The sequence below is a fragment of the Paenibacillus xylanilyticus genome (genome assembly GCF_047246825.1).
Lineage (GTDB): Bacteria > Bacillota > Bacilli > Paenibacillales > Paenibacillaceae > Paenibacillus > Paenibacillus xylanilyticus_B.
On the sequence record NZ_JBFOLB010000007.1, the window covers coordinates 230314 to 249506 of the forward strand.

A 19193-nucleotide genomic window follows, 5' to 3' on the forward strand; every position below is an offset into this window, starting at 1 on the left:
AGTATGTAATTTAACTTCGACCCAAAATTATAAACCTTGATGTTGCGCAGAAAAAGAAAAGAATGACGTCATTTCTGACGTCATTCCATACGGGGTCTATTTTGTTGAAAGCTCACTCTCTACTAACCATTGGTGATTTTTAACCGGGTTTCCACCGTTAGTTGGTGTATAATCCACCATATAAATTGTTGTCTTCTCAACCGAGTCAATAGTGGCCTCAGCACCCATCATACCTTCCATATGTTCAGCTTCAAGGGTAACTTTGGTCCCTGGTTTTAAGGGCTCGCTACCTGCATCTTTGAGTTCTTCTTGAATAACCCACTTATGATTCGGTATTGGATCACCTCCAGTCGTTGGAGTAAAAGTTACTGCGTATGCTACTGTATCATAAGCGCCTACTACGTTTGCCTTTGCTCCGTCCATACCTTCCATGTGACTGGCATGAATGACGACTTCGTCTCCAACTTTATAGGTCGGATTCGCGGATTCTTTTAACCCTTCTGGAACTTCACCCGATCCTGAATGATCCATCTCACCCATATTCGAATGCTCGCTTTCTGAGCCCGTATTGGAATTGTTAGTGTTCTCATTGTTTCCACATGCACTTAAAACCAATATAGCTGCCAAGCTAAGTAAAATGAATATTTTTTTCACTGTTGTCACACACCTTTACTTTATTTTTTTTTTTGTGGGTGGGTATAGACGAGGCACTCTAACAGTTTACCCAAAAACTTTGAAGATATTGTGAAGATTTCCCTACTGATCATTTTTATTTATAAAGTAACACTACCGTTATGCTCTAGGTCACTTTTATCGCAGGAAAAAAATTAGCGAATTTTCAGTTCTCTACAAAATCCTGTAAAGCTCTCAAGGTAACCAAATCTCTCTCTTTTCATCAAATTAAACTCAGGTATTAGCGAAATTCCTTTTTAAAACCATATTTTCTTTTCGCACCTCGTTTGTCTTCTTGCGCACGGTGTAATAATAGGTTGCCGCAAGTCAGACATCCAGCATCTCCGTCTTCCTGAATATATCTACTCCGCTACATCGACATTCAGTTTAAGCGTACTTGCACCACAAGTTATTACGTACTCTGCAGATGACTTTAACCCGCCAATTACGCCGCAATTGACTTACACTCCATTTATAAGTTCCAACTTGCTAGGTACGATTCGTGTAGGACCTGAGAACTTTGACGGATTTGTTGTTTCAGATTAATTAAAAACAATAAGAATGGTTTGTTGTGACTCTGTATATAATGAACGGAACCCCTTTCAAACGGTTTGTTAAAAGGAACCCTCACTTCTGGACGGCGGGGGTTCTTATGTATGTAAGAAATATCCCGTACAATTCTTGAACATTTGCAAATTATGTCGATTTAGACCATGAAGTCTACCTACCTAAATAGATGCCCACCATTATAGGCGATGGTGGGCATTCTTAACGTATAGAACTGCAAATTTAGGATACACTAAAAATGATCCATTAAAATAAATGGTCAGAAACAACACACTGGGCTATTCGTAGCTCCGGTATCGACTCCATTCCCTAATTCTCTGGAAAGTCCAATGGCCTACCTGCTATTAAAGCCGGCAGGCTTTTTTTATTTGACGGATTGTAATATGAAGTGCGACACCTACTGGAAATAAATAAAATGGGCAAAAGTGAATATCTTGGCCCAGGAGGCGGTGTGGAATGAGTGCCACCGGCTCTCGCACGGTCAAGTTTGGTATCGGCTACTCCCGACAATTCCATGGCAATCTGAACCGCTGAATTCCCTCTTCCTATGACAACGACCTTCTGATCTTGAAATGAAACCGGAGTGCTGTAAGTTTCAGAATGTAGAATTGAACCTGTAAATTCATCTTGCTTATTTATTAAATGTATAAAGGCCTGCAGTAGGAGCCAGTAGCGGAGATCAGCTTCCGTGCAAAATATGTCTTTCCCGCGGAAGTCTCCACTCTGAAATAATCGTATTCTTTAGATACGTTCTCAACACGACTGTAATAAACTAAAGGTAATTCAAAATGAGAGGAATACTCCTTCAAGTATTGAATGACCTCATCCCGATGAGGATAAGCGATCTCCCGGAGATGTAATGAGTAGTCCTGGCAGAGATGCATAGATTGCCGGGGAAAACAATTTGAGACTTTCGTAATTCTAGGCCATGCCCCTGCTGCATCTTCACCTGCCTCTAAAATTAAGAAGGACACCCTCTTTTTCAGATGATACCCAGAAGCCAACCCAGCCTGGCCCCCACCAATGACAATGACATTCAAGATCTGTTTCATATTCTATTCTCTAAATTATTTTCATTTTGCAAGTATAATTTAAAAAGGAGTTCTTTCAAATTACTACAACGATCTAACTGATTATAGTGTATAAAATTTTCTCTACAATACTGCGACCTCAAACCTTGCATTGCGTTCTTCTAGGCCTTGGCTTCCTCTTTATTCAAACATCGGTATATGTTCATTTTAAAGATTTATTTGCAAAATACAATTATTATGATGAAAGACTTAGATCTGTGATTCTCGACTTAACCTAGCGTATAAAAATTGTTTCTGATTTATCTGGGTAGCTAACCTTCGCTCCCTGGTAAGTTCCATTAAAGTATATGCGCTTCTTACATCTGATATTTTCTGTATCTGTTGAATCTCAGGTAGAGAAAAAAATCCTCTTGCCGCGTACTCTTTTACTTTCGACATATCCACACCACCGCGACTTATAAGTGGTTCATTTCCCAGATATTTTTGCACGTGTAAAGAGCTTATCTCCGGATCGGACTGAATCAAAGAAATACTTCCGACTGGCAAGATCTCTTTACGTTTTTTTTGTTCCAATAGTCCCTGAAGAGCTCGTTTACGAATAATCACCCACGAGTCGAATAAACGGTTATACAGCCACTTATTTGATTTCCATTCAATCAACTGCGAATGGATCGACTGGTTCACTAGTTTTAACTGGTAACCATCAAAATCATAAGCAGACTCATTCCTGTTTCTTTTTGGGGTAAACCTTATATAAGGCTCTTTCGGTTTACATAGGCCTGAAATAAGCACCTGCTCATGCGATAGTAGTTCCCTCCATTTTATGTTCATGACTTGCCCTATTACACCATGATTATCGAAGCACTCCATTAATTCCATATTGTGCTTCTCATATACATTCATCGAATTAAATGAACCGACAATCCCTAATTCAGTCCACTCCATTCGTCTTAAGCCTCGTTTGATTTGATCCTCTCCTATAGATACTCGAAGTAGATCCATACATTTTTTTAGCTTTACCATCTTACTGTACTGTGAGTTCTCCACAAATTCCTCCAAAGCTTTGAAAGGCACTCCCATTTCCCCTTTTCGTCAAGTTAGGATCATGTATTAACTAATTTCATTTTTTTAAACACATAGAAAAGAGCAATCTCAATGTGATCGCTCTTAATGGGAGTGTATCGAATTATTAATTATCTATTTTCATCACTGATTGAAATGAATGTGACGTCCAAAATACTACCCGACTGATTTAGTGGCACTTTGTAAGAACAATGAGCTTACTTTCATATAAGAACTTATAAACTGAGTATCTGCCTCGTGTTGTAATTCATTTAGCTTAGATAACTTAGTTTCAGATAACCTCATCGGTTGCTTCAATTGAAAATCAACACGATGTATATTCTCATTTAATAAATGGCCGGCAGTGTATGCTGCACTAGTCGTTTGCAGTTGCATGGTAAGATCCACAATTCGATCTCGATACCTAATGAGTGAACTCTTCTCAGCTATCTTATTATTCACGTTATAGATATGAGATCCTGTCCCCAATGATAGCATTCTTATCGTACTCACATCATAACCAAGAACAAAAGCTTCAGCTATACCCACTAAAGCCGGATTATTAGCCCAGAGTCCTCCATCAATTTTACAATCATTGCCGTCGATCGAAACTGCGGGAAAATATGTTGGAGCAGCTGAAGTTGCTAAAGCAACATCTGACATCAGATATTGAGCGTCATTAAACAAGTGCTGACAGTGTGGAGTTTTGAATACTTTGGGCGAGGCCCTACTATGCTCAACGGAAGGAATACATAGCATGGTTTGAGCATCAATCATCTTGTTATCTTTAAATACCTCTGCCAGTTTTTCACGTAGCCCCGTATTCTTATATTGGTTAGTCAATATACCTCTCATACTAAACATTCTTTTCTTGAAAATGTTTTGCGCGTTAGATACATAAAATGTGACTAACTCATCTGCTGGTATCCCAATAGAGAGCCCTAATGCCAATATTCCCCCAGTCGATGTTCCAACGATCATGTCAAAGTATTGATTTACGGGCATACCTGTCTCTTTCTCAAATTTCGCTAGATATCTTGCAGGGAATATTCCTCTAATGCCACCCCCATCAAGAGATAATATGCGTAAGTTTTTCCCGTCACGTGGTATCCAGCCATTACTCTTAATTTGCTCCCAGTTCACATCAAAGCCCCCTACCGATTTTTCTTAAAATCTTTTCTCCTTTGGAAGAATGAATGCTATGGGGGGCCTCAGGTCCCCACCAAACCCCTGTCTCTAACCAGATTTCATAGTAATATAGCCACTCACAGGTCCAAGGAATGATCGTCTTTGCAATTAGTTTATCCTTTTTATAACTCTTATCTGGTGGATAATACAGACACAAAGAATTATCGTCGTATGTATGCGGACTATTTTTTATAATTTGCGGATGTGTAATAAACACTTGAGGGTATTCAGATTTATAAACAATTTTGACTGAATAGCTTTGCTGCATATGCGTGGATATTAATCTGCCACTCCACTGTTTGGCGTCATCTTGATATTCGAACTGAGGAAAGTACTTTTTTATCCAGAAGTTTTGCAAAGCTAAGTTTAATGAGTGTACGCGTCTAGGTGGAATTCTTTTTTTTCGTTTCTTTATCATTGGTTGTTCACCCCAAAGAAACGATGCTTCGGTGAGTTAATCCCCTCTTCTGTGTTTAATAGGCCACTTGTGTTTACTAAAACAGCTCCCGCATTAATTCTAGTTGACATTGCAGATGCTTCATTGAGCTCTGTCGGGAATTTATCAAAGATAGCTTGCCACTTTTTAATACTCTCGGCTTTGTTACTCTCATCATAGGCATCCTGAACGTCATCTTTTAGAGTGGAAAGCTTTTTCTTAAATTTTTCAAGTTTTTCCTTATCCCAATCCCTTGCCAAATTTTCTTCGGTTAACGAAGGATTTTCAATAAAAACAGTATCATCAAGTTGAATATACGAATCAATATCAATAAGTATTTGCTTTATGGTCTCTAACAAGCTTTCGGCTACAGAATTCTTCCCAACCATACTATTTCCGATCAAAGTAGTTAATAATATTGATTTTGGAGCTGTTTGTTTACCTACCTTATGATCTCTCCAATATCTGAGTAATTTTGTGATTTTCCTAAATTGTTCATTATGATCATAGTGAACATCTCTACACCATTCTTGAAACCCTTCGGGATTAGTCTTCTTCCACTCGCCCTCTTTTTTACTAGGTATTAAAATATGGTCGTTATCTGACGTCTTAGCTAAGACGATGTCCATATGAAAATCACCAGCATAATTTATACGAACACAACGATCTCTTGCCTTGATTTTATCTTTGTAACTCTCATTTGTTTTCATACGTTTAACAAGCCAATCTAATGCGTCTTTAGGAGTTATATCATCGGCTAAATCAAGCTTTAGGACAACATCAACATCAAATTCTTCTCCCTGCTTCTGAGGTCTAATTGAAGTTTTAGTAGCATAAGAACCTTGAAGAAAAAAATCAAGATACTTCTCCTTAATCTCATCATCATTCTCTAGAATACTATTCCAGGTTTCATATGCACTATCGATTCTGTCTACACGAGCAGGATTTAATGAGATATCCCCAAGTAGTTGCTTGAAATGATTAGATAGTTTCATAATTTCCCTCCTAGGATTCGTTTTACACACTAATTATAGTGTCGATAATACATTATACCACAATATATTGTGTTTGTACTGATGAGAAGGTGAATTTTACCTTTTGAATAAGTAACTTATTGAGGCCTGACAATAAACAAGGATAGTGTCTGATTATTTCTCTCAGCACTACCCTCTTACTATATTATTTATTTGAAATGTAACGCCTTAATAATCATTACTTTAAATGATATCGATGTATTTTCAGCTTAATAAAGTCTCTAATTTCATCCTGGTCACTTGGTTTTAAATTCCTATATTCTGAAATAAGTCTGACTTCACTATCTCCAAGGCCTTTACTGACAGATACATCACTGACTTGGTTAAGTCCATAAACTAACCAATAGAGATCTGTTTTAAATTGATCATGAAGCGCCATAATTATATCTAACGAAGGTTTATATTTATCTTGTTCCAATTCACTCAGTGTCCCCTGAGAAACCCCAATGATTACTGCGAACTCCGTTTGATTATACTTATGTAGCTTCCGGATGCTTCTAATTCGTTCTCCAATGGTGGACAAATTAACAACCTCCTAAAAATTAAAGAACAGTCCTGATGACATTTAGTCATCAGGACTGTTTAATATTACTCTATAAGTTATAAGTTTTTATTAATTTTTGTCGTCATTTTCACTTACCAACTATAATGTCCATTTACCAACTATAATGGCAATTGTCAAACTATAATGTCAATTTACCAACTATAATGTAACTGAACACGAACACAGTTGGTTGGGTGCTAACTAACTAATTACTCAACCGTTACGCTTTTCGCCAGGTTACGTGGTTTATCCACATCGTGACCCAGTGCAAGGGAAGCGTAGTAAGCGAGCAATTGCAGTGCAACCACGGACAGAGCCGGGCTCAAGAGTGGCAGCGTCTTAGGAATCGCAAACGCTTGGTCTACGGATTTCAACAGGCTTGCTACGTGCTCTTCGTACGTAATGGCCAGTACATCCGCGCCACGTGCTTTTACTTCCTTGATGTTGCTTACCGTTTTCTCGAGTACGTTCTCCTGTGTTGCCAGGGCAATAACAGGAATACCGTCTTCGATCAATGCGAGTGTACCGTGTTTCAACTCACCTGCAGCATATGCTTCAGAGTGGATATAAGAGATCTCTTTCAGTTTCAACGATCCCTCTTGAGCTACCGCATAGTCCAGACCACGGCCGATAAAGAAGAGATGTTGATGTTTGGAGATTTGCTCTGCATATCCCTTAATTGCATCAGCTTGCTCCAGCATGGATTCCACTTGCTCAGGCAATGCTTGCATTGCTGCCAGTGTGTGTGCAATCTCTTCTGCAGATTGTGTACCGCGCACTTGTGCAAGGTACAGACCAAGCAGATTGAATGCGATCAATTGCGAAGTGTATGCTTTGGTGGAAGCTACCGCAATTTCCGGTCCTGCCAGTGTTGCAATCACATCGTCTGCATCACGTGCAATGGAGCTGCCCACAACGTTGGTGATTGCCAGTACATGTGCACCATTGGATTGTGCCTCGCGCAGTGCAGCAAGGGTATCCGCAGTTTCACCGGATTGGCTCACGACGATGACAAGTGTATCTTTACCCACGATTGGGGAGCGATAGCGGTACTCGGAAGCCACATCCGTTTCAACCGGAATACGCACCAACTGCTCAATTACTGTACGTCCAACCAGACCTGCATGGTACGCCGTACCACATGCAATGATTTGAACGTTACGAATATTTTTAATTTGTTCTTCTGTCATTTTCAACTCAGGAAGTTGAACCTTTTTACCATCATTATCGATGCGACCCAGCATTGTATCACGATATGCTTTTGGTTGCTCATGAATTTCTTTCAACATGAAGTGCTCGAATCCGCCTTTTTCTGCGGTTACAGCATCCCAATCGACATGAATCATTTCCCGAGAAATAAAATTGCCTTCAATCGTCATCAATTCGACAGCATCATGTGTCAAAACAGCCATTTCACCGTCATTCAGAATGTACACATTACGTGTATGTTCCAGAATCGCCGGGATATCGGAACCGATAAAGTTCTCGCCTTCACCAATACCGATAATCAATGGGCTCGCTTGACGCACAGCTACGAGTTTTTCCGGCTCATACTCTGTCAGTACACCCAGTGCGAACGCACCACGCATAAGCGTGATTACTTTTTGCACAGCTTTAACGATATCTCCATCGTATTCACGTGCAATCAGGTGGGAGATGACTTCAGTATCTGTCTCGGAAGTAAACGTGTGACCTTGAGCGATCAGTTCATCCTTCAGCTCCAGATAGTTCTCGATAATACCGTTGTGAACTACAGAGAACTTTTGGCTCTCATCTGTATGTGGATGGGAGTTCTCATCCGAAGGTTTACCGTGTGTCGCCCAACGTGTGTGACCGATACCTGCATTACCTACCAGTGGTGCACCATCCAGCTTAGCTTCAAGGTTCGCAAGGCGGCCCAGAGCTTTCGTAATTTGCAGACCTTCTGGTGTAAATACGGCAATACCTGCAGAGTCATAACCACGATACTCGAGCTTTTTCAATCCTTCGATCAATACCGATTGAGTGTTCTTATTACCAATATATCCAACAATACCGCACATAGTTTAGTTCCTCCGTTTGTATATGAATACTGTGTCACGAAGAGAAACCGGCAGTCGCGGCATATCGAAAAAATGAATGATTGCCTAAACGTATCATGAATACCTGTTACCTATTCAATTATCAATGATCAGACCGGCCTCTTGCCGCCCTTTAGTCATAAGATGTTATGAATGCAATCATGAATGTACATCATTTTCCCGTCCGCGCACCAATTACGCTCTTCGCGCACATTCATTTGAATTTTAATTAACTCTTGCACCTACCGGCGCGTTGTGTGGACAGTCACCCATCCATTTTCCGCAAAATCCGGTTTACGGCTCTGGTGCATCACCGGGAGGTCCCCGCCGAACAATCCGAACACCTCCACCTCGTCAGCTTGATTGCCGTCGATTCTGATTAGTGAATCTTGAACTCCAAGATCCTACCTTGCAGAATCCTTCCCGCGCAACTTCAAGCTCTGGCGCTTGTGTAACTAGTACCTTACGATCCTCACTTTCTGTGTCTGAATGACGACTCCACTCATTATATGCATGTCAGGTTCATTTTGCAATGGAGCAAAGTACCTGTGACCATTTCAGCATATATACCCACAATCCCGACCGGACAACCAGACCTATGGTCTTACCAATCGGGACGCGGGAATCCTGATTCTTTGATAAGGCATATACCCTTTAGTATACCATTCTATGCAAGCATATCCCCAGTGGGAATGTGTACACAAAATGTATATCTCAGGTCTTAAACCAGTTCTTTTTGCACGACATCAGCGATTTGGGATACAAACTGCTCAAGCTCACCTTTATCTGGTCCTTCCGCCATAACACGGATTAGAGATTCTGTACCAGACGCACGAACAAGTACACGTCCATTATCACCAAGCTGTTGTTCTACTGCAGCAATGGCCTGCTCAATTGCAGCATTACCTTCATATTTGCTCTTGTCTTCAACACGTACGTTGACCAGCACTTGTGGGTATTGAGTCATCAGTGATTTCAGATCACTCAGCTTCTTACCCGATGCCTTAAGAGTATCCACGAGTTGAATGGCTGTTAGCATGCCGTCCCCAGTCGTATTGTAGTCCAAGAAAATAACATGACCGGATTGCTCACCGCCCAGGTTGTACCCACCGCGACGCATCTCTTCCATCACATAGCGGTCGCCTACAGCCGTTTTTGCTGTTTTCAGCGCAAGCTTTTCCGTTGCTTTGTAGAATCCAATATTACTCATTACGGTCGATACCACCGTACTGTCTTTCAGCTTGCCGGCACGGTTCATCGCATCACCACAGATGCAAAGAATGAAGTCACCATCGACCTCTGCACCAGTCTCATCAATGGCAATGAGGCGATCTGCATCTCCGTCAAAAGCAAGACCCAGATCCGCTTTATGCTTAAGCACCTCTTGTTTCAGATGCTCCGGGTGAGTGGAACCGCATTGCTCATTGATATTCAGGCCGTTAGGCTCAGCACCAATCGCAATGACTTCCGCCCCAAGCTCAGTAAACAATTTAGGTGCCAGCTCATAAGCTGCTCCGTTTGCACAGTCCAATACAATTTTAAGTCCTGAGAACGATTCTGCTACGGTTGTTTTCAGGTAGTCGAGATAGCTGTACCGGGATTCTTCATCCACAGTTACCGTTCCCAACCCGCCACCAACAGGGCGTGGCAGCTGGTCTGTTTCAGCATCCATCAGCTCTTCAATCCGGTTTTCTGTCTCATCAGACAATTTGAAACCGTCCCCGCCAAAGAACTTGATTCCGTTATCCTCAACCGGGTTGTGAGAAGCTGAGATCATGACTCCCGCATCAGCCTTAAGCAAACGAGTAATATAAGCCACTCCCGGAGTGGACACGACGCCCAGACGAATTACATCGGCACCGATGGACAATAAACCCGCTACCAGCGCAGATTCCAGCATTAGTCCCGAGATCCGGGTATCCATGCCGATAACCACTTTGGGTCTCTCCACGCCACCAGCAAGCACATAACCGCCACATCGTCCGATGCTGTAAGCCAGCTCCGCCGTTAATTCTTTATTGGCAACACCTCTTACACCGTCTGTACCAAAATATTTCCCCATGATCTAACTCCTTTTATTCGCATCATATAAGAGCATCAAATATTTTATTTTATTAATTTCAGATCTGAATCATCACGGATTCGAGCCATTGGTGCCGCCGCTGCTACCACTGTTATTACCCGAGTTCCCTTTCGTTGCATTACCTTGCTGGGTTTGCTGCTCCTGACTTTCCGTATTCGATTCTGTCGTTTCCCCATCATCAGGCGCAGGTTCGGTTTCCCCGTTCTCCACTTCGGCAGGTGACGGCTCTGGTCCAGCGTTGCCTTCATCCGCAGGCTCTTCGCTCGGAGGAACCGTCGTATCCTCAGCCTTCTCGCTAATTTTGACTGTGGCGCTCAGATTGTTAGAAGTGCCATCCAGCTCAGCAAACCGGGGCAATTCAGCATCCAACTGTACATCATGCGTCCCGACGGCAAGGCCTTGAAGATCTGCGGTCAGCTTGATATCCTCGCTACTCAGCCCTTCAAGCATAGTTGGAGAACCTTTCAGTGTAATGTTTATACCGCCGCTTTTCGGCGTGACAAGTGCAGCATCCAAACTATCTCCCACACCTGTAAGCGTTATGGGAACATTGGGAAAGACTTTCGTGGTCTCCTCTGTCTCATCGTAAGGTGAAACAGTGACCTTGAGCTGAATCGAACTAGGCTCGATTTTCTCAAAACCCGGAGGCGGCGTCAAGTCCACGTTAACTGTGGATGTACCTGCCTGCTCAAATTGTGTGAGCTCAAGGGTTACTTGGTCGTAGGCCTGTATACCCCCAAGCGCCTCTTCTGTACCGTAAACCGAGACTTCTTTCACGCTTGGTTCCACACTGGACAGTACCAATCCCTCCGGCAGCTGTCCTGAATATTTGATTCTTAAGGGTACAGATTTATAGGGCTGATTAACCGGAATACGGACTTCAACGGTTTGTGGCGTAATGACTGCACTCTCAAGCACTTTGCCTTCTGCATCATATGCCTGAAGTTTTACCCTTTTCTGCGTTACATCATCCTTCGCATCCTTCACGCTCACACTGCCCTGAACCTTCGCTACGGCATCCAACTGCCCTTCCGGCAGAGTTACCTTAACCGGACCTGTTGGCTCAACGACAGGCGTCCCAAGGCTGTATCCAGCGGATGGCTCCCCTTCGGGTACAATATTCACATTGAAGGATTTGGTGCCCAGTTTTTCGACATTCACTGTAACCATGGAAGGCTCCATGCTAACTACTTCGACCCCAGAAGGTAGATCCGGAACAAGCGGCAGCGTATTGGAGCCATCTTTGACCTGACTCAAGTCAACGAGTACCTTATAATCATCATTTGTAAAAATTGAAGTTAACATGGACCGCTGCCCTTTAATCTCCAGACGAACCTCATCCGTACTTAAAGAAGTCAGGACATAGGAACTGCTGTCAAGCCCATAAGGCTGAACAGGAACAGTACGCTCTACCACCTTGTTGGTCGTTCCGGTCGCGATCGTGGGAGTTGTAGGAACTTCATCCAGATGGATCATGAACCAGAGCAGCAGGCTGACGGCCAGAGCAAGGATCTTGGCAAAATTGTTATTGTTGAACCATTTATCCATTATTTCGTCCCCCCCTTCCGTTTCCAGAAGGAAGTCCAGTTATTCTTTTTATTTAGATTGGATGTTGGACGCAGCTCTTCATAAAGCTTGGCAATCAGCGACTCTTCCTTGATGTCACGAACGACCTGTCCATTCATCGCCAGCGACACTTGTCCAGTCTCCTCCGAGACAACCAGACAGATCGCATCTGCAACCTCTGTAATACCGATAGCGGCACGGTGACGCGTTCCCAGTTCCTTGCTGATAAAGGGATTCTCGGATAATGGCAAATAACAGGCTGCCGCAGAAATCTGTTTACCCTGTATAATGACGGCCCCATCATGGAGCGGTGTATTCGGAATAAAGATATTGATCATCAGTTCCGAGCTAACCAGGGATTGCATCTGAATCCCGGATTCCGTGTAATCGTTCAAACCTGTTTCACGTTCAAATACAACGAGTGCCCCAATTTTACGACGCGACAAATAGTTCACAGACTTAATGATCTCACCAATTAACACCGTTAATTCTTCATCACTGGCTGCCGTGGAGCGTCCAAACAGCTTACCACGTCCCAGTTGCTCCAGACCGCGGCGCAGTTCCGGTTGGAATATAATAAAGACGGCAACGACACCAAACGTAAACATTTGGTTCATTAGCCATTTGAGCGTATACAGGTTTAGCCACGTACTTAGCGCCCAGATCACCACTAGGAACAGAATGCCCTTAAGCAGCTGAACAGCACGTGTACCCCGTACAAGCAAAATCAGTTTGTACATAATATAGGTAACAATCAATATATCGATAACGTCCTTAATGGACTCTTTCCACGTTAAGTCAGCAAAATAGTTCATAAGCCAGCCCCCGCTATCCCCATTGATGAGTAAACCCTGATCTCATATTAACCCATTAGGATTTTAAATAATCCTTTGTCTTAGCTTTTGCATAATTCGGTTCAGGTCGCTCCCGGGTACAAGATTTAGACGAATGGAACCATTTCGATCTATATCTTGCTGATTGAAAGACGCTCTTTGGATTTATGCAAAATGCTTATCTATATGTAGTAGTATGTTCTCTTTAGTATCTAGGTTATAACGATAACGTTCAGGTTGCAAGTTACGGGAGTCACAAACTGCGCAGAAACAACACAATTTCCATAAATTACAATGTTCACATATAAAAAAAGAGTACCCCATGCAATCTGGAGGTACCCTGCTTGGTATATACCATTGAAGAAATTACCCTGTTCTAGCGGTAAGCCACTTCATTTACCATATTGGTTATTTTGTACCAGAACCAGTCCAGCGCCTGATCAATGCTTTTTACCTGACCGGAAATATGCGCCGTGGAAGCTTGGTACAGTTGTCCGTCGATCACCGTCAGATTGCCATCTACATCACCATATACCTGGGCGGTACCATTCTCTATCGTAAGATCGCCCGCAATTGACTTGCCTTGAGGAACAATAACCGTGTTTCCTTCAATGACGATCTGGTCCAGATTGTTACCCTTAACGACCATTTCGTTATTCTGATCCCAGAAGCTCCAAGCGCTAAAGAGCATCACGACCAAAAAGAAGGCTGCCGCCGTCAGCGCGGGATGTCCTTTGACCCATTTGAGCCATACCTGTTGTCTCTTGGGCTGGGGCAGAGCATTCATAATTCGATTGGTCAGCTCATCCGAGGCAGACGGTGAATAATGTTTCATGGCAAAGAGCAGCATTTCCGTCTGTTCCAACTCTTTAAAGCGCATGCGACACTCCGGACAGGTAACAAGGTGACTTTTCAGTTCTACCTTCTGGGCCGGGGACAACGACTCATCCAAACATTCATGCATTAAAGAGACGGCCGAGTTGCAATCCATATGAGAGCCAATCCTTTCTTAGATCACTTAGTCCATGCATCATCAAATACCACGCATAAGACTTGCATACATTACATACGCATCCGTTTCGGATATGTTTCAAATAATTTCGCTTAAAAAAACACTTTAATGATTTACAGCTTATATTCCAGTTTTTTACGCAAAAAGTCACGGCCACGATGCACGCGTGTTTTGATCGTTGTTACGGGCATACCTGTGACATCACTGATTTCCTGCAGCGACAAGTCCTGTAAATATCTCAAAATCATCACAGACTTATACTTGGCCGGCAGACTATCAATGGCCTCACGAATGAGAGTCTGGGTTTCTGACAAAAGCGCTTCGCTCTCTGGTGTACGATCATCGCTCGGAAGCATGGCATAACCGTCAGATCCTTCCTGATCATTCAGTTCCGCATCCAAAGAATAGGATGGTTTCTTCCTCCGTAAACGGTCGATACACAAGTTGGTTGCAATCCGGTATATCCAGGTTGAAAACTTCTGGTTCGGATCATATTTCTCCATATTACGAAACACACGCAAAAACGTCTCCTGTACAACGTCCTCCGCTTCATGACGATTGTTCAGCATCCGGTATGCCAAATGAAATAACTTGTCTTTGTATAATTCAACGATTTCTGCAAAGGCCCGCTGATCACCCTTAAGCACCAGCTTAACCAGCCTGTTCTCCAAATTGTCCACCTTTATTCCCCCAGACATGCTGATGGGTCTTCCGCCTTCTGATACCCGTCCACACTTGTAATTCACCAATCAAATCGTAAATCAACTTTGGTCAAAAATCAAGACTGTGCCCGAAAATATCCGCCAAAAACAGTAAAAACGGGAACTCCTACCGGAGTCCCGTTTCATCTCTCACTCAGGGCTGAGGAGAGAATGGTGCATTTTACTATTAACCCAATTAAACATTCATTTCATTAATACTATATTGGCTATTGCATCAGCCTGTATTCCGAAGTCCTGCGGCAATACCGTTAATGGTGAGCAGCACTTCACGAAGCAGCTCGGTATCATCTTCTCCGCGTTCACGCATGTCTCTCAGCTCGCTCAGCAGCTGTACTTGCATGTAGGACAATGGATCAACGTATGGATTACGCAAGCGAATGGACTCCTGAATTACCGGTACATCGTCCAAAATTTCAGCTTCGCCAGTAATTTTCAGAATCAGTTCCTTGGTGAGCTTGAATTCTGACTCAATCTGACCATAGATGCGATCCCGGGCTTCCTTGTTGGAAGTCATCGCGGAATATTCCTTGGCAATTACCAGATCAGCTTTGGCGACAGCCATCTGTACTGTATCGATCAGAGTACGGAAGAATGGGAAGTTGGCATACATGTCTTTGAGGACAGCCAAATTTTCCTCTTTATTTTGATAGTAGCTTTGCAATCCTGTTCCAGCCGCATACCATGCAGGGAGCAGATAACGGCTTTGAGTCCATGCAAATACCCACGGAATTGCTCTCAGGTCTTCAAACTTGTCACTGTTTTTCCGTTTGGATGGGCGTGAACCGATGTTCAGCTCACCAACCTCCGGCAGTGGAGTTGATTCCTTGAAGAAGTTGAAGAAATCCGGATCACGGAAAATCAAGTCCTGATATTTCGTGAGAGATACTTCGGAAATATCCTTGATGATGCTGTCCCAATGCTGCTCGGATACCGACTCTTGCGGCTCCATGCCATTTAGGGCAGCTGTGATCAATGCCGATGTCGCCTGCTCCAGACTGCGATATGCAATACCTTGCAGGGAATAACGGGATGAGATGACCTCACCTTGCTCCGTAATCTTGATTCCTCCACCAATCGTATGCGGCGGTTGTGCAAGAATACTGCGGTTAAGTGGCATTCCTCCACGTCCCAGTGCACCTCCACGTCCATGGAAGAACTTCAGTTTCACGCCATGCTTGTTACCAACAGCCGTAATGGCGTTCATCGCTACCCGAAGCTCCCAGTTGGCCGTAACTACTCCGCCATCCTTGTTGCTATCCGAGTATCCGAGCATGATTTCGTGCAGCTCATTCCGGGCAGTCACGCTTGCGCGGTATACTGGGAGGTTAAAGAGCTTTTGCATGATATCGGAAGCAGCATGAAGATCATCAATGGTCTCAAACAGCGGCACAGCCTGAAGGGTGGATATGATCTCACCATTATGTCCTTTGCGGAACAATCCCACTTCTTTGGCGAATACCATTACCTCCAGCAGATCACTTGCTCCCTGCGTCATACTGATCAGGTAACTTGTAATGCACCCAGTACCAAACTCGCTCTGTGCACGCTTGATCGTACGGAATACATCAAGACACTCTTTGGTCCCCTCACTGTACTGATGATACGGAGATGTGAGTGGACGCGGATCTTCGAGCAAACGAGCCAACAAATCAATTTTGCCGTCTTCCGTCAGACGAGCATAATCTTCAACAACATTCATTTTGGCCAAAATTTCGGACATCGCATTCTCATGTTCCTGACTATGCTGACGTACATCCAGCGCAGCTGTATGGAATCCAAAAAGCTCCACTTGGCGGATCATCTTGCGAACGGTTGTATCCGCTACATAGTCAGCAAAATGATGACGCAGGCTGCGGTCAATGATCATCAGATCATCAATCAGACCCTGAGCGCTGTCATAACGGTCCGGCTGCCCGACTTTATTTTCATCAAGAACATTATTCATTTTGGCAATCATGTAAGCCAGTTTAATGCGGTAAGGTTCCTTCTCGTTACGCCAGATATCCACTTTCTTCAATGTGACGCAGCTGCGGTCCTGCTCAATCGACTGCACCAGTTCATCCGACACACGGATGATATTGGTACTGAAGCTGAGATGTTCCATCAACTCAATCATAATCCGCTGATATTCACGCAAAGCGAGCTTGCGCTGCATCAACAGGGTCTGCCACGTTACATCTGAAGTTACCGAAGGATTTCCGTCCCGGTCTCCACCGATCCAGGAACCGAAGCGCAAATACGTCGGCACATGCCAGTCGTGGTCAGGATAAAACTTATTCAGGCAGCGTTCAAGCTCCTGATACACATCCGGAAGTACGTGGAACAACGTTTCATGAAAGTAATACATTCCGTTCCGTACTTCATCGAGTACAGTCGGTTTACGGTCGCGAAGTTCATCTGTCTGCCAGAGTGTAATCACTTCGTTCAGCAGTTTCTCCCGCAATTGTTCACGTTCACGCAACGTCAGCGTAGGATTATCGAGCAGCATGACATCCTCGGATATCCGTTTGTGGATGTCCAGGATAACCCGGCGCATGGCCTCGGTTGGGTGAGCTGTCATGACCAGTTCCAGCGACAATTCGTCCAGAATCTGCTCTACCTCGGTATGAGACAGTCCGCGTTCCTTCAGGTCCTGTACGGCCTTTTCAATCGAACCTGGCTGTACTGAATCCCCCGCAGAGCGTTCATAATCCCGTTTACGCCGGATCCGATGGTTTTGTTCAGCAATATTAACTAATTGAAAATAGATCGCAAAAGCTCGAATGACCTGGTGACGATTTTCAGAATCTAATTCCTGGATCATCGTTTTGAACTCTGTATACAGTTCAGGCAAAAATTCTGCACGTAACGATTTGCTCGTTTCCCGAATTTTCTCAACGATATCGAGAAGCTCTGTGCCACCTTGATGAACAAGAACCTCTCCGAGTATATTGCCCAGGAACCGCACGTCTCGCCGAAGCAGGTTGTTGGATTGGCTTTTGCTGGCGGTTACCATAGTTTCAGTCATGCTTATCCTCCCATCTGATCGTTCACATTCGTACACGTAAATTTGACACCTTCATAACATCATACAATAAAATGGTACGAAAATCTTTATTTTTCTATTAGTAAAAAAGGGGATTATCCCCGATTTCTCGCATAAAAACACGCTTTATTATTCATTTTCTCAATTTGTTTCAATTAATGGGCAAAAGCTTGTCGCATGATACCTTTTTCACATGCTATCTATAAATAAAACATCTAATATCCATTCGTTTTTATTCATAAATATACAGTGGCGTTGAGTATAGCCTTGTTACAGAGGAACCCATGTATCATTTTCATTGTTTATACACGTAATATGCAAACAAAACTGACCGGCAAAGCAAGCTTTTGTATACTTTACCACAGTGATGTAATAAATTAAAGAGTCAATTTTAAAATTTATCATTCTTTGGTTATTGCACTTGTATGATCAATTAAACTCGAGGAGCTATTAGCAAAAAACAATCCGCAATTTCCTTATCATATCTAAACCATACCCTATATATTATGGCTAGCAGTCTAATGTAACTTTACTTGTGAAGTTGACACTGTATTTAGGCAGTACTACGTTCGTAACTTAGTCGGTCTTTCTTTAAATCAGCTTATCCAAACTTCTCTGCACGATTTTCCATAAGTTTATAAGACCCTACAGTTTTCTTGATTAGAGCGTAAATTCTCCAAAGGGATATTTTAACGTGAAACTCACTACATAATTTGATTTAAAGCATGGCAGATTAAGCTTAGTTCAAACAAAAAGGAGGCGACACTTAATGAAGAAGAGTGTTTCTACACTTATCGCATCTACGCTTCTGGTGGCAGCATTAGCTGGCCCGGCAGCTGCTCATGGCCAAGCAACAAACGGTATGGATCAGAATCAAGGAACACAAATGAACAACACCAATTACACCAACGGTGATTACCGTGCTAACAATGTCCGGACTAATGCTGCAACTGACCGCGACAATGACATGGATTGGGGCTGGATTGGTTTGCTTGGGCTTCTTGGATTAGCAGGTATGCGTAAAAAAGTTTCTGACCGTCACGAGCGCTAAATTGAAGCAAGATGGTACCTAAACGACCTAGTTCCGTTTAGGAAGCCTTCCAGAGGAATATAGGGCTGCCACAACATCACGCTTACCAAGGCAGTCCACAGAATCATAAAGAAGCCAGGATCTCCATCATCAATAGTGGAAGGTCCTGGCTTCTTAATGTACATAATTTTTTCTATAGATTTCAACAAAAAAACAGTTTCTACATATGTAGAAACTGTTCTTTAACTCATTTAAGCGGGTGATGGGAATCGAACCCACGCTATTAGCTTGGAAGGCTAAAGTTCTACCATTGAACTACACCCGCATA

16 protein-coding genes, 1 tRNA gene and 1 pseudogene are annotated in these 19193 nt (G+C 43.2%); 2 read left to right on the top strand and 16 right to left on the bottom strand.

The window, feature by feature from the left end:
* Positions 1 to 96: 96 nt before the first annotated feature.
* Positions 97 to 663 carry a YdhK family protein gene (locus AB3N00_RS27405; RefSeq protein ID WP_258377754.1) on the bottom strand — a complete coding sequence of 189 codons (567 nt, stop codon included), beginning with the start codon at positions 661 to 663 and terminating at the stop codon, positions 97 to 99.
* A 369-nt stretch (positions 664 to 1032) separates the two neighbouring features.
* On the opposite strand from AB3N00_RS27405, the pseudogene AB3N00_RS27410 reads away from it, so the two are divergent.
* A pseudogene (locus tag AB3N00_RS27410) lies at positions 1033 to 1218 on the top strand (hypothetical protein); the annotation flags it as partial.
* A gap of 330 nt (positions 1219 to 1548) precedes the next feature.
* Here AB3N00_RS27410 and AB3N00_RS27415 read toward each other — a convergent pair.
* The 14 genes from AB3N00_RS27415 to ppc form a co-directional block, all read right to left on the bottom strand.
* Entirely contained in the window at positions 1549 to 1977 is a 429-nt protein-coding gene (locus AB3N00_RS27415) for a hypothetical protein (protein ID WP_110821620.1), read from the bottom strand.
* Entirely contained in the window at positions 1878 to 2291 is a 414-nt protein-coding gene (locus tag AB3N00_RS27420) for an NAD(P)-binding domain-containing protein (RefSeq protein ID WP_110821619.1), read from the bottom strand. Before AB3N00_RS27420 ends, AB3N00_RS27415 begins: the two co-directional genes overlap by 100 nt.
* A 228-nt stretch (positions 2292 to 2519) precedes the next feature.
* Positions 2520 to 3344 carry a hypothetical protein gene (locus tag AB3N00_RS27425; protein ID WP_110821618.1) on the bottom strand — a complete coding sequence of 275 codons (825 nt, stop codon included), beginning with the start codon at positions 3342 to 3344 and terminating at the stop codon, positions 2520 to 2522.
* 165 nt (positions 3345 to 3509) lie between these two features.
* Positions 3510 to 4475, bottom strand: a complete 966-nt coding sequence (locus tag AB3N00_RS27430) for a CBASS cGAMP-activated phospholipase (RefSeq protein ID WP_079350253.1) — start codon at positions 4473 to 4475, stop codon at positions 3510 to 3512.
* 1 nt (position 4476) lies between these two features.
* On the bottom strand, positions 4477 to 4938 hold the full coding sequence (locus AB3N00_RS27435; protein WP_079350254.1) for a hypothetical protein: 462 nt from the start codon (positions 4936 to 4938) through the stop codon (positions 4477 to 4479).
* Positions 4935 to 5951 carry an SMODS domain-containing nucleotidyltransferase gene (locus AB3N00_RS27440; protein WP_110821617.1) on the bottom strand — a complete coding sequence of 339 codons (1017 nt, stop codon included), beginning with the start codon at positions 5949 to 5951 and terminating at the stop codon, positions 4935 to 4937. The genes AB3N00_RS27435 and AB3N00_RS27440 overlap by 4 nt, the downstream gene beginning before the upstream one ends.
* Before the next feature lie 217 nt (positions 5952 to 6168).
* On the bottom strand, positions 6169 to 6513 hold the full coding sequence (locus AB3N00_RS27445; RefSeq protein WP_110821616.1) for a helix-turn-helix domain-containing protein: 345 nt from the start codon (positions 6511 to 6513) through the stop codon (positions 6169 to 6171).
* 230 nt (positions 6514 to 6743) lie between these two features.
* Positions 6744 to 8576, bottom strand: a complete 1833-nt coding sequence (glmS, locus tag AB3N00_RS27450; protein WP_413037356.1) for a glutamine--fructose-6-phosphate transaminase (isomerizing) — start codon at positions 8574 to 8576, stop codon at positions 6744 to 6746.
* Positions 8577 to 9315: 739 nt separating this feature from the next.
* Entirely contained in the window at positions 9316 to 10656 is a 1341-nt protein-coding gene (glmM, locus tag AB3N00_RS27455; RefSeq protein WP_413037357.1) for a phosphoglucosamine mutase, read from the bottom strand.
* 72 nt (positions 10657 to 10728) lie between these two features.
* Positions 10729 to 12225, bottom strand: a complete 1497-nt coding sequence (locus AB3N00_RS27460; protein ID WP_413037358.1) for a YbbR-like domain-containing protein — start codon at positions 12223 to 12225, stop codon at positions 10729 to 10731.
* Positions 12225 to 13058 (bottom strand): diadenylate cyclase CdaA, encoded by an 834-nt coding sequence (gene cdaA / locus AB3N00_RS27465; RefSeq protein ID WP_095292238.1) that lies wholly within the window; start codon positions 13056 to 13058, stop codon positions 12225 to 12227. The genes AB3N00_RS27460 and cdaA overlap by 1 nt, the downstream gene beginning before the upstream one ends.
* 394 nt (positions 13059 to 13452) lie before the next feature.
* Positions 13453 to 14067: a zf-HC2 domain-containing protein gene (locus tag AB3N00_RS27470; RefSeq protein WP_413037359.1), complete on the bottom strand. Its 615-nt coding sequence runs from the start codon at positions 14065 to 14067 to the stop codon at positions 13453 to 13455.
* Positions 14068 to 14201: 134 nt separating this feature from the next.
* Positions 14202 to 14768, bottom strand: coding sequence for an RNA polymerase sigma factor SigW (gene sigW, locus AB3N00_RS27475; RefSeq protein WP_017692117.1), 567 nt, complete (start codon positions 14766 to 14768; stop codon positions 14202 to 14204).
* A gap of 256 nt (positions 14769 to 15024) precedes the next feature.
* The gene (gene ppc / locus AB3N00_RS27480) at positions 15025 to 17817 is read right to left on the bottom strand and encodes a phosphoenolpyruvate carboxylase (RefSeq protein ID WP_413037360.1); all 2793 of its coding nucleotides are present in this window, start codon (positions 17815 to 17817) and stop codon (positions 15025 to 15027) included.
* A 787-nt stretch (positions 17818 to 18604) separates the two neighbouring features.
* Between ppc and AB3N00_RS27485 the strand changes: the two genes are divergently transcribed.
* The gene (locus AB3N00_RS27485) at positions 18605 to 18886 is read left to right on the top strand and encodes a WGxxGxxG family protein (protein WP_413037361.1); all 282 of its coding nucleotides are present in this window, start codon (positions 18605 to 18607) and stop codon (positions 18884 to 18886) included.
* Positions 18887 to 19119: 233 nt separating this feature from the next.
* Here the strand turns inward: AB3N00_RS27485 and AB3N00_RS27490 are convergent.
* A tRNA-Gly gene (locus AB3N00_RS27490) sits at positions 19120 to 19190 on the bottom strand.
* Positions 19191 to 19193 lie beyond the last annotated feature (3 nt).

What these genes read in the sequence shown, in the direction of transcription:
- AB3N00_RS27420 (WP_110821619.1), bottom strand. Translation starts at nt 2,291, where the DNA reads ATGAAACAGATCTTGAATGTCATTGTCATTGGTGGGGGCCAGGCTGGG.
- AB3N00_RS27435 (WP_079350254.1), bottom strand. Translation starts at nt 4,938, where the DNA reads ATGATAAAGAAACGAAAAAAAAGAATTCCACCTAGACGCGTACACTCA.
- AB3N00_RS27440 (WP_110821617.1), bottom strand. Translation starts at nt 5,951, where the DNA reads ATGAAACTATCTAATCATTTCAAGCAACTACTTGGGGATATCTCATTA.
- glmS (WP_413037356.1), bottom strand. Translation starts at nt 8,576, where the DNA reads ATGTGCGGTATTGTTGGATATATTGGTAATAAGAACACTCAATCGGTA.
- glmM (WP_413037357.1), bottom strand. Translation starts at nt 10,656, where the DNA reads ATGGGGAAATATTTTGGTACAGACGGTGTAAGAGGTGTTGCCAATAAA.
- AB3N00_RS27460 (WP_413037358.1), bottom strand. Translation starts at nt 12,225, where the DNA reads ATGGATAAATGGTTCAACAATAACAATTTTGCCAAGATCCTTGCTCTG.
- cdaA (WP_095292238.1), bottom strand. Translation starts at nt 13,058, where the DNA reads ATGAACTATTTTGCTGACTTAACGTGGAAAGAGTCCATTAAGGACGTT.
- AB3N00_RS27470 (WP_413037359.1), bottom strand. Translation starts at nt 14,067, where the DNA reads ATGGATTGCAACTCGGCCGTCTCTTTAATGCATGAATGTTTGGATGAG.
- ppc (WP_413037360.1), bottom strand. Translation starts at nt 17,817, where the DNA reads ATGACTGAAACTATGGTAACCGCCAGCAAAAGCCAATCCAACAACCTG.
- AB3N00_RS27485 (WP_413037361.1), top strand. Translation starts at nt 18,605, where the DNA reads ATGAAGAAGAGTGTTTCTACACTTATCGCATCTACGCTTCTGGTGGCA.